An 8,976-nucleotide genomic window follows, 5' to 3' on the forward strand; every position below is an offset into this window, starting at 1 on the left:
ACCGGGCACGAGGTGGCGTGCCACTTCCCGGAGAACGCGCCTGAGAACGCGCCCGGGAACGCGCCCGGGAAGGCATCCGTGAAGGCGCCCTCGGCCTCCTGAGGACCGTGACGCGAAAGCGGCCGCCCGCCCCGGACTTCCGGGGAGGGCGGCCGCTTCGCCGTTCGGGCCGGCGCCGTTCAGGCCGTCGCCGTGGTCGCCGCCGCCTTCTCCTCGGCCTCGCGCGGGAAGCGGCGGTCGACGGCCTTCATCACCCGTCGCCCCAGCTTCTGGAACGGGATCTCGACCAGCCGGTACGAGAGGTGGCTGATCAGCAGCAGCGCCGCCATGAAGGCGACGAACTGCGCGCCGCGGCCCTGCCAGGACTCGAACGGCTCGTGCCCCTCCAGCAGCCAGTCCATCGCGTGGATGACCGGGTTGTGCAGCAGGTACACCGAGTAGCTGATCGTGCCGAGCCAGGTCAGCCAGCGCGGGAACCGTCGGCGGCGCAGCAGCATGCCGGCCGCGAACACCGTCCAGGCGGCCAGGTAGGCGAAGGAGAACGCCTTCCAGGATTCGGTCCAGGTGTGCCACAGGGCCGGGCCCCGGTTGTACAGGTAGCCGGAGACGACGCCCGAGGTCAGCACGAAGGCGCAGCAGAGCAGCGCCGGGACCTTGTCGAGCTGCCCGCGCTCCAGCCGGTACAGCACGGTGCCGGCGAACATCGTGGCGAAGATGATCAGGGTCTCGAAGGTGGCTGCCCGGCTGTTCAGCAGGATCAGCGTCAGGCCCAGCCCGCCGAGCAGGGTGCCGCCCCAGCGGGTCAGGTCGGCCCGGCCGGTGAAGACGCAGACCATCGCGGCGACCACGACGATCCCGGCCGCGGCCACCAGGTTCCGGGTGGCCGGCAGCCCGCTGCCGGTGAGGGTGGAGAGCGGCAGCCAGGCGCCGAGGACGAGCGCGGCGGCCGCGAAGGCGATCGAGATCGGGGCGCTCTGCCGGTGCCGGCCGCGGACGAACAGCGTGGTCACGAAGTAGTAGAAGATCATCTCGTAGGTGAGGGTCCACATCACCCCGACGACGTTGGTGACGCCCATCATGTCCTGGACCATCAGCCCGTTGCCCGCCAGCGTGAGCAGCGGGTGGTCGAAGGCCCAGCCCTGGATCACCGTGTGGCCGCGCGGCAGGATCAGCAGGCTCAGCACCACGGTGACGACGACCACCGGGTAGATCCGGAAGAACCGGCCCGCCCAGAACGCCCGGACGTCGCCGCGCCGTTCCAGCGAGGCCGGGATGATGTACCCGCTGACCAGGAAGAACAGCATCACGCCGAAGACACCCGGGTCCAGGTAGCGCGGCACGTGGTTGGCGTTCAGCCAGACGAACGGCAGGGCCAGGTGGTAGATCGCCACCGAGAGCGCGGCTATGCCGCGCAGGGCGTCGAGCCAGCCGAGCCTCGACGGGGCATCGGCCGCGCCGCCCGCGGCGGTGCGGGCGTTCGTGCGGCGCGGGGACGCGCGTTCGATGAGCTTCACACGCGGGAGGCTAGCGGAACCCTCTCCACCGGGTCCCCGTCGGCCGCCGGGAAGCGTCGGTTCAGCGCCCTGACCACCGTGCGGCCGAGCTTCTGGAACGGGATCTCGACCAGCCGGTACGAGAGGTAGGAGAGCACCACGAGCGCCGCGAGGTAGCCGAGGGTGAGGACGGCCTGCCCCTTCGGCCCGGCGAACGGCAGCGGGTGGGTCCGGAGCTTCCAGCCGATGAAGAACATCAGCGGGCCGTGCAGCAGGTAGACCGAGAAGCTGATCGTGCCCAACCCGCTGAGCCAGCGCGGGAAGCGGCGGTGGCGCAGCAGCATGGCGCCCGCGAACAGCGCCCAGGCGGCCAGGTAGGCGAAGGAGAAGGACTTCCACGAGGGGGTCCAGGTGTGCCACAGCGCCGTGTCGCGGTTGTACAGGTAGCCGACCGCGGCACCGGAGACGACGACGAAGGCGCAGCAGAGCAGGGCCGGGAGCCGGTCGATCTGGCAGTGCTCCAGCCGGTACAGCACGGTGCCGGCGAACATGGTCGCGAAGATCAGCATGGTCTCGAAGCCGGTGGAGCGGCTGTTCAGCGTGATCAGCGCCAGGCCCAGCCCGCCGAGCAGCAGCGCGCCCCACCGGGTCAGGTCCGGGCGGGCGGTGGCGATGCAGGCCAGTGCCATCAGCACCACGATCCCGGCGGCCACCACCAGGTGCCCGGACGCCTCCAGGCTCACCGAGAGGGTGCTGATCGGCAGCCAGGCGCCGAGCAGCAGGGCGACGGAGGCGAACCCGACCGCGACGGGGGCGCTGTGCCGGTGCCACCCCTGAACGAACAGGGCGGACACGAAGTAGTAGAAGACCATCTCGTAGGCGAGCGACCACATCACCCCGAGCGCGCTGGGCACCCCCAGCAGGTCCTGGAGCAGCAGGCCGTTGGCGGCGAGCGACAGCGCCGGGTGGTCGAAGGTGAAGCCCTGCACGATCTGGTCGTCGCGGGGCAGCACCAGCAGGCTCGCCACCACCGCGGCGGCCACCGCCGGGTAGATGCGGAAGATCCGTCCGGTCCAGAACGCCCGGACGTCGCCGCGCCGCTCCAGCGAGGCCGGGATGATGTACCCGCTGACCAGGAAGAACAGCATCACGCCGAAGAAGCCGAGATCCAGGTACGGCGGCACCCGGTCCCCGTACGGGATCTTGTCGAGCAGCCCGAAGTGGTGCATGGCGACGGCGAGGGCGGCGATGCCGCGCAGGGCGTCGAGCCAGCCGAGCCTGGCGGAGGCGGGGGACGTGGACCGCGGGGACGATCCGGGCAGTGCGAGCTTCACAGCCGGAGGCTAGCGGAAACCGTCCGGCGGGGCGGGCGACCGGCGCCCGTCGGGCCCCGAACGGTCGTTCGGATGCGAATGGTGGCCGTTCACCGGAGCTTCCGGGAGATCGGGTACACATGGACGGTGACATCCCAGCTCTTCCCGTCCGACGTGCAGCAGTCGCTGGACCTCGTCGGCATCTTCGTCTTCGCCCTCTCCGGGGGCCTGCTCGCCGTCCGCAAGAACATGGACATCTTCGGGATCTGTGTGCTGGCGGAGGTCACCGCACTCGGTGGCGGTGTGATGCGCGACCTGGTGATCGGGGCGACCCCGGTCGCCGCCTTCACCAACCTCGGCTACTTCGTGACCCCGCTGGCCGCCGCGCTGGTGGTGTTCTTCCTGCACCCGGAGGTCGAGCGGATCAACCGGGCGGTGCAGACCCTGGACGCGCTCGGGCTCGGGCTGTTCTGCGTCACCGGCACCGCCAAGGCGCACGACTTCGGGCTCGGCGCGGTCGCGGCGATCGCCCTCGGCATGGTGACCGCGGCCGGCGGCGGCGTGATCCGCGACGTGCTGGCCGGGGAGATCCCCTCGCTGCTGCGCTGGGACCGGGAGATCTACGCCGTCCCGGCCCTCGTCGGCGCCACCGTGGTCGCGCTGCTGATCGCCACCGACCACCTCACCGGCCCGACCGGCACCGCCGCCGCGCTCACCGCCTTCGGGCTGCGGATGCTCGCCCTACGGTACGGCTGGCGGGCACCGCGGGCCTGGCACCGCAACGGTTCTCGCACCAACGAGGAGTAGGCGAGCCGCCGTACGCGAGCGAGATCGCCTCGGCGGTGCAGAGCAGTTCCGGCACCATCCGGGCCAGGGCGGCCGGCGGCACCTCGCTCGCCGGGGCGCTCAACGCGCAGGCCGCGACCGTCCGTCCGCCGCTGCCCGCGACCGGCGCGGCCACACAGGTCACCGGCTCCCGGTGCTCGCAGGACTCGGCCGCCCAGCCCCGGCGGCGCACCGCGGCCAGCTCCGGTTCCTCGCCCCCGTCCCCGCCCTCGGAGAGCCCGGCGAGCAGCACCCGGCCGACCGCCGTCCCCTCGACCGGGGCCCGGCGCCCGATCCGGGACGGCTCGGCGCCCGGCGGCCCGGCCACCTCGTCCAGGTACAGCACCTCGCCGTCGTGCAGCACCGCGAGCCGGACGGTGAGGCCGCTGCGGGCGCCGAGCGCGGCCAGGTACGGCGCGGCGACCTGCCGGACGTCGAAGTCCTCCAGCGCGCGGTGGGCCAGCGAGAGCACCCGGCCGCCGATCCGGTAGCGCAAGTCCGGCTGGCGGCGGGCGAAGCCGTGCTCCTCCAGGGTGCGCAGCAGCCGCAGGGCGGTGGACTTGTGCACCCCGAGGCTGCTGGCGGCCTGCTCCAGCGAGAGCGGCGCGTCGCCGAGTGCGTCGAGCAGGGTCAGCGCGCGGTCGACCGACTGCGACATGGCGTATCCCGTGGATCCGGCTGACTGGTGGCGTCAGGCTAACCGCTGGGTGGCGCGGAGGCGTAAACCGGTGCCGGACGCGACCGTCCGGTGGCGGTGCGCGCGCGGCCGTCCGGCGGTGGCCTGTACGGCCGGTGGCCGGATCGGTGCGCAGGCCTGGATGGGCGCGCGGTGCCGCGCTCTACAATCGGTTCGTTATGCCATACCTGGACCATGCGGCGACCACGCCGATGCTGCCCGAGGCGATCGCCGCGATGACGGCGCACCTGGGGGTGGTCGGCAACGCCTCGGCCCTGCACACGGCCGGCCGCCGCGCCCGCCGGGTGGTCGAGGAGTCCCGCGAGTCGCTGGCCGACTCCCTGGGCGCCCGCCCGAGCGAGATCGTGTTCACCGGCGGCGGCACCGAATCCGACAACCTGGCGGTCAAGGGCCTCTACTGGTCCCGCCGGGACGCCGACCCGGCCCGGACCAGGGTGCTGTGCAGCCCGGTCGAGCACCACGCGGTGCTGGACGCGGTGCACTGGCTCTCCGAGCACGAGGGCGCCGACGTCGAGTACCTGCCGGTGGACGGATACGGCCGGGTGCACCCCGAGGCGCTGCGCGAGGCGATCGAACGGGCGCCCGAGGCGGTCGCGCTGGTCACCGTGATGTGGGCCAACAACGAGGTCGGCACCGTCCAGCCGGTGCGCGAACTGACCGCCGTGGCCGCCGAGTACGGCATCCCGGTGCACGCCGACGCGGTGCAGGCGCTCGGCCAGGTCCCGGTCTCCTTCGCCGAGTCGGGCCTCACCGCGCTCACCGTCACCGGGCACAAGATCGGCGGCCCGTTCGGCATCGGCGCGCTGCTGCTCTCCCGGGGCGCCACCCCGGTACCGCTGCTGCACGGCGGCGGGCAGGAGCGCGACGTGCGCTCCGGCACCCTGGACGCCCCCGGCTCGGCCGGCTTCGCGGCCGCCGCGGCGATCGCGGTGGAGCGACGGGCCGGGCACGCCGTCACCCTGGGCGCGCTGCGCGAGGAACTGGTGGCCTCGGTGCTGGCCGCCGTCCCGGACGCGGTGTACAACGGCGACCCGTCGGCCGAGGGCCGGCTGCCCGCCAACGCGCACTTCTCCTTCCCCGGCTGCGAGGGCGACGCGCTGCTGATGCTGCTGGACGCCCAGGGCATCGAGTGCTCCACCGGCTCGGCCTGCTCCGCCGGGGTGCCCCAGCCCAGCCACGTGCTGCTCGCGATGGGCGTGGACCCGCTGCTGGCGCGCGCCTCGCTGCGCTTCTCGCTCGGACACACCTCGGTCGAGGAGGACGTCGCGGCGCTGGCGGGGGCCATCGGGCCGGTCGTCCAGCGGGCGCGCAACGCGGGTCTGGCCTCGGTCCGCCGCTAGCCCGTGCCCTGTCCGAGGGCCGGGGCATGTTCGGCGGCCCCGTACGCTTGTAGTCACCATGACTGACTTCCCGGGTGCCCCGACCACTCCCTCCACCGGCCGTCTTCGCGTGCTCGCGGCGATGTCCGGCGGAGTCGACTCCGCCGTCGCCGCCGCCCGCGCCGTCGAAGCGGGGCACGAGGTGACGGGCGTCCACCTGGCGCTCTCGGCCAACCCGCAGTCCTTCCGGACCGGCGCGCGCGGCTGCTGCACCATCGAGGACTCCCGGGACGCGTGGCGCGCGGCCGACGTGATCGGCATCCCCTTCTACGTCTGGGACCTCGCCGAGCGCTTCCGCGAGGACGTGATCGACGACTTCGTCGCCGAGTACGCGGCCGGGCGCACCCCGAACCCCTGCCTGCGCTGCAACGAGAAGATCAAGTTCGCGGCGCTGCTGGACAAGGCGATCGCGCTCGGTTTCGACGCCGTCTGCACCGGCCACTACGCCCGGATCGTCGACCTGCCGGACGGCTCGCGCGAGCTGCACCGCGCGGTGGACGCCGCCAAGGACCAGTCGTACGTGCTCGGGGTGCTCGACGCCGAGCAGCTCGCCCACTCGCTCTTCCCGCTCGGCGACACCACCAAGGAAGCCATCCGCGAGGAGGCCGAGCGCCGCGGCCTGGCCGTCGCCAAGAAGCCCGACAGCCACGACATCTGCTTCATCGCGGACGGCGACACCCAGGGCTTCCTGGCCAAGCACCTCGGCACCGCGCCCGGCGACATCCTCGACGCCGACGGCACCAAGCTCGGCGAGCACGACGGCGCGTACGGCTTCACCATCGGCCAGCGCAAGGGCCTGCGGATCGGCCGCCCGGCGGCGGACGGCAAGCCCCGGTACGTGCTGGACATCTCCCCGGTGAACAACACCGTCACCGTCGGCCCGGTCGAGGGCCTCGACGTCACCGGGCTGACCGCCATCCGCCCCCGCTGGTGCGGCACCGAGCCGCTCGCCGACGGCCGCTACACCGCCCAGCTGCGCGCCCACGGCGAGGAGGTGCCGGTTTCGGCCTCCGTCGTCGACGGCACCCTCCAGGTCAGCCTCGACTCCCCGGTCCGCGGCATCGCCCCCGGCCAGGCGGTCGTGCTGTACGACGGCACGCGGGTCGTCGGCTCGGCCACCATCGCCACCACGGAGCGCCCCGCCGTCACCGCCTGAACGGCAGGACCTGTGCGGGCCGGTCCAGCCAGGCCCACTGCGCCTCCTCGGTGACCGTCAGCCCGAACCGCTCGGGCCCGGGGCAGCCGCGCCCCTCCCACCAGCGGTGGGCGTCCTCGACCTCGTCCCGTCGGGCCGGGTGACCATCCCGCCCTTGGCGCACCCGCCGGGCACCGGATCGGCCTGCCGGAACTCGGCCGGCTTCGCGGCCGCCGCGGCGTGGGACGGTTCACGGTGCGGTCGGAGAACGAACGGTTCGGTGGGCCAGTCGACCAGCATCACAATCGACCCCTCGGCATGCCTGTATGACGGAACGCCAGTCATGATCACTCGGGTCGGCTTCCGGATGCCAGGCCCCCGGGGCGTGAAGGTGTCACCATGGGTGACGACATGTCAGCTCGTGAGGGTGCGCGGAAGTCGGAGGGCGGTCATGGAGATCCGCTCCTTGAAGGACGAGGCGGCCGAGTGGAAGGCCAAGCAGGCCGCGAAGGAGGACCCGGCGGCGCCCGACGCCCCGGAGGAGGGGAAGGTGCTGAGCGGCAACTACCTCGTTCCCGGGAGCAGCGTCCAGGGCGAGGAGCACCTGATCCTGCGCGAGGACGGCATCCTGGGAGTCGTCGAGGGCTGACGGACCCGTCGGCGGTGCTCCGGCATCCCGCCGGAACCGCCGGCCCGCGGGCTCCGGCCGGGGCGGCTCGACAGCCGCAGGTCGTGCCGTACGCCGGGTAAAGGCGGTGAGCACCATCCCGGGATCGTGATAGACCAGACGGCATCATGAATATCTGCGTCTTCTGCTCCGCGTACTCGCTCGACGACCGCTACTCCGCCCCCGCCGCGGAGTTCGCCCGGCTCCTGGGGGAGGGCGGGCACACCCTCGTCTGGGGCGGCTCGAACGCCGGGCTGATGGGCCTCCTCGCCGACGAGGTGAAGGCCGCGGGCGGCAGGGCCGTCGGCGTCATGGTCGAGATGCTGCGGCACAAGGCGTACGTCGGCGCGGACGAGCTGGTGTGGACGGCGGACCTGTCGGAGCGCAAGGCGGAGCTGGCGGCCCGGGCGGACGCGATCGTCGTGCTGGTCGGCGGGCTGGGCACCCTGGACGAGGTGACCGAGGTGCTGGAGCTCAAGAAGCACGGCAGGTTCGAGAAGCCGGTCGTCGTCCTGGACACCGAGGGCTTCTACTCGGGCCTGCGCACCCAGATGGAGCGGATGGACGCCGAGGGCTTCCTGCCCCGCCCGCTCGCCGAGCTGATCACCTTCGCGGACACGCCCGCCGAGGTGTTCGCCCAGCTCAAGGCCTGAGAGGATCGACTCCATGGCTGCACATCTGATCACCGGCGCCGGCTCCGGCATCGGCGCCGTCCTGACCGAGAAGCTCGCCGAGCGCGGGGACGAGCTCTGGCTGCTCGCCCGCGACGCCCGTCGGGCCGCCGAGCTGCGCGAGCGCTTCCCCGGGGCGAAGACCCTGGCCGGCGACCTGGGTGACCCGGGCAAGCTGTCCTGGGCCTTCGGGCACCAGCAGCTGCCGGTGAAGCTGGACTCGCTGGTGCACGTCGCCGGCATGGTCGAGCTCGGCCCGGTCGGTGACCTGACCGTCAAGGCCTGGCAGGAGACGCTCAACGTCAACCTGGTCGCCCCCGCCGAGCTGACCCGGCTGCTGCTGCCGTCGCTGCGGCTCGGCAAGGGCCACGTGCTCTTCGTGAACTCCGGCGCGGGCCTGAACGCCCACGCCGACTGGTCGGCGTACGCGGCCAGCAAGCACGGCCTCAAGGCGCTCGCCGACTCGCTGCGCGCCGAGGAGCGGACCAACGGCGTCCGGGTCACCTCCGTCTACCCGGGCCGCACCGCCACCGCGATGCAGGTCAAGGTGCACCAGCAGGAGGGCAAGGAGTACGACGCCGACCGCTGGATCGAGCCCGAGTCCGTCGCCAAGGCGATCCTGGCCGCCCTGGACGCCTCCCGGGACGCGGAGATCACCGACATCACCGTCCGCCCCGGGCGGTAGCGCGCCGCGGGGGGCGTGGGGCGGGCCGCCCTACCACCCCCCGGGTCGGACCAAAAACCCCGGTAAACACCCGCCCCCCGCGGGCCGATGTGCGCGCCCCGCCCCGGCCGC

At 73.0% G+C, this 8,976-nt stretch carries 10 protein-coding genes; 6 read left to right on the top strand and 4 right to left on the bottom strand.

Annotated features, from left to right (window positions below; translation table 11 throughout):
- Positions 1–179 precede the first annotated feature (179 nt).
- Both ACFRMQ_RS29655 and ACFRMQ_RS29660 read right to left on the bottom strand, forming a co-directional pair.
- Positions 180–1,514, bottom strand: a complete 1,335-nt coding sequence (locus ACFRMQ_RS29655) for an acyltransferase family protein (RefSeq protein ID WP_380733745.1) — start codon at positions 1,512–1,514, stop codon at positions 180–182.
- Positions 1,511–2,827, bottom strand: a complete 1,317-nt coding sequence (locus tag ACFRMQ_RS29660; RefSeq protein ID WP_380733746.1) for an acyltransferase family protein — start codon at positions 2,825–2,827, stop codon at positions 1,511–1,513. Before ACFRMQ_RS29660 ends, ACFRMQ_RS29655 begins: the two co-directional genes overlap by 4 nt.
- 126 nt (positions 2,828–2,953) lie before the next feature.
- Between ACFRMQ_RS29660 and ACFRMQ_RS29665 the strand changes: the two genes are divergently transcribed.
- Positions 2,954–3,613: a trimeric intracellular cation channel family protein gene (locus ACFRMQ_RS29665; RefSeq protein WP_380733747.1), complete on the top strand. Its 660-nt coding sequence runs from the start codon at positions 2,954–2,956 to the stop codon at positions 3,611–3,613.
- Here the strand turns inward: ACFRMQ_RS29665 and ACFRMQ_RS29670 are convergent.
- Positions 3,519–4,289, bottom strand: a complete 771-nt coding sequence (locus tag ACFRMQ_RS29670; protein WP_380733748.1) for an IclR family transcriptional regulator — start codon at positions 4,287–4,289, stop codon at positions 3,519–3,521. The genes ACFRMQ_RS29665 and ACFRMQ_RS29670 overlap by 95 nt on opposite strands.
- 197 nt (positions 4,290–4,486) lie before the next feature.
- Between ACFRMQ_RS29670 and ACFRMQ_RS29675 the strand changes: the two genes are divergently transcribed.
- Together ACFRMQ_RS29675 and mnmA are read left to right on the top strand one after the other, a co-directional pair.
- Positions 4,487–5,668, top strand: a complete 1,182-nt coding sequence (locus tag ACFRMQ_RS29675) for a cysteine desulfurase family protein (RefSeq protein WP_380733749.1) — start codon at positions 4,487–4,489, stop codon at positions 5,666–5,668.
- A gap of 58 nt (positions 5,669–5,726) precedes the next feature.
- The gene (gene mnmA, locus ACFRMQ_RS29680; RefSeq protein WP_380733750.1) at positions 5,727–6,863 is read left to right on the top strand and encodes a tRNA 2-thiouridine(34) synthase MnmA; all 1,137 of its coding nucleotides are present in this window, start codon (positions 5,727–5,729) and stop codon (positions 6,861–6,863) included.
- On the opposite strand, the gene ACFRMQ_RS29685 is transcribed toward mnmA, so the two are convergent.
- Entirely contained in the window at positions 6,853–7,026 is a 174-nt protein-coding gene (locus ACFRMQ_RS29685) for a hypothetical protein (RefSeq protein WP_380733751.1), read from the bottom strand. The two genes, mnmA and ACFRMQ_RS29685, sit on opposite strands and share 11 nt — an antisense overlap.
- Before the next feature lie 267 nt (positions 7,027–7,293).
- On the opposite strand from ACFRMQ_RS29685, the gene ACFRMQ_RS29690 reads away from it, so the two are divergent.
- From ACFRMQ_RS29690 to ACFRMQ_RS29700, 3 genes are all read left to right on the top strand, one after another.
- Complete coding sequence (locus ACFRMQ_RS29690) at positions 7,294–7,491, top strand: hypothetical protein (protein ID WP_380733752.1); 198 nt, start codon at positions 7,294–7,296, stop codon at positions 7,489–7,491.
- 146 nt (positions 7,492–7,637) lie between these two features.
- Positions 7,638–8,162: a TIGR00730 family Rossman fold protein gene (locus tag ACFRMQ_RS29695; protein WP_380733753.1), complete on the top strand. Its 525-nt coding sequence runs from the start codon at positions 7,638–7,640 to the stop codon at positions 8,160–8,162.
- A 13-nt stretch (positions 8,163–8,175) separates the two neighbouring features.
- Positions 8,176–8,865, top strand: coding sequence for an SDR family oxidoreductase (locus tag ACFRMQ_RS29700; protein ID WP_380733754.1), 690 nt, complete (start codon positions 8,176–8,178; stop codon positions 8,863–8,865).
- Positions 8,866–8,976: the final 111 nt, after the last annotated feature.

The organism is Kitasatospora sp. NPDC056783 (assembly GCF_042789895.1).
Lineage (GTDB): Bacteria > Actinomycetota > Actinomycetes > Streptomycetales > Streptomycetaceae > Kitasatospora.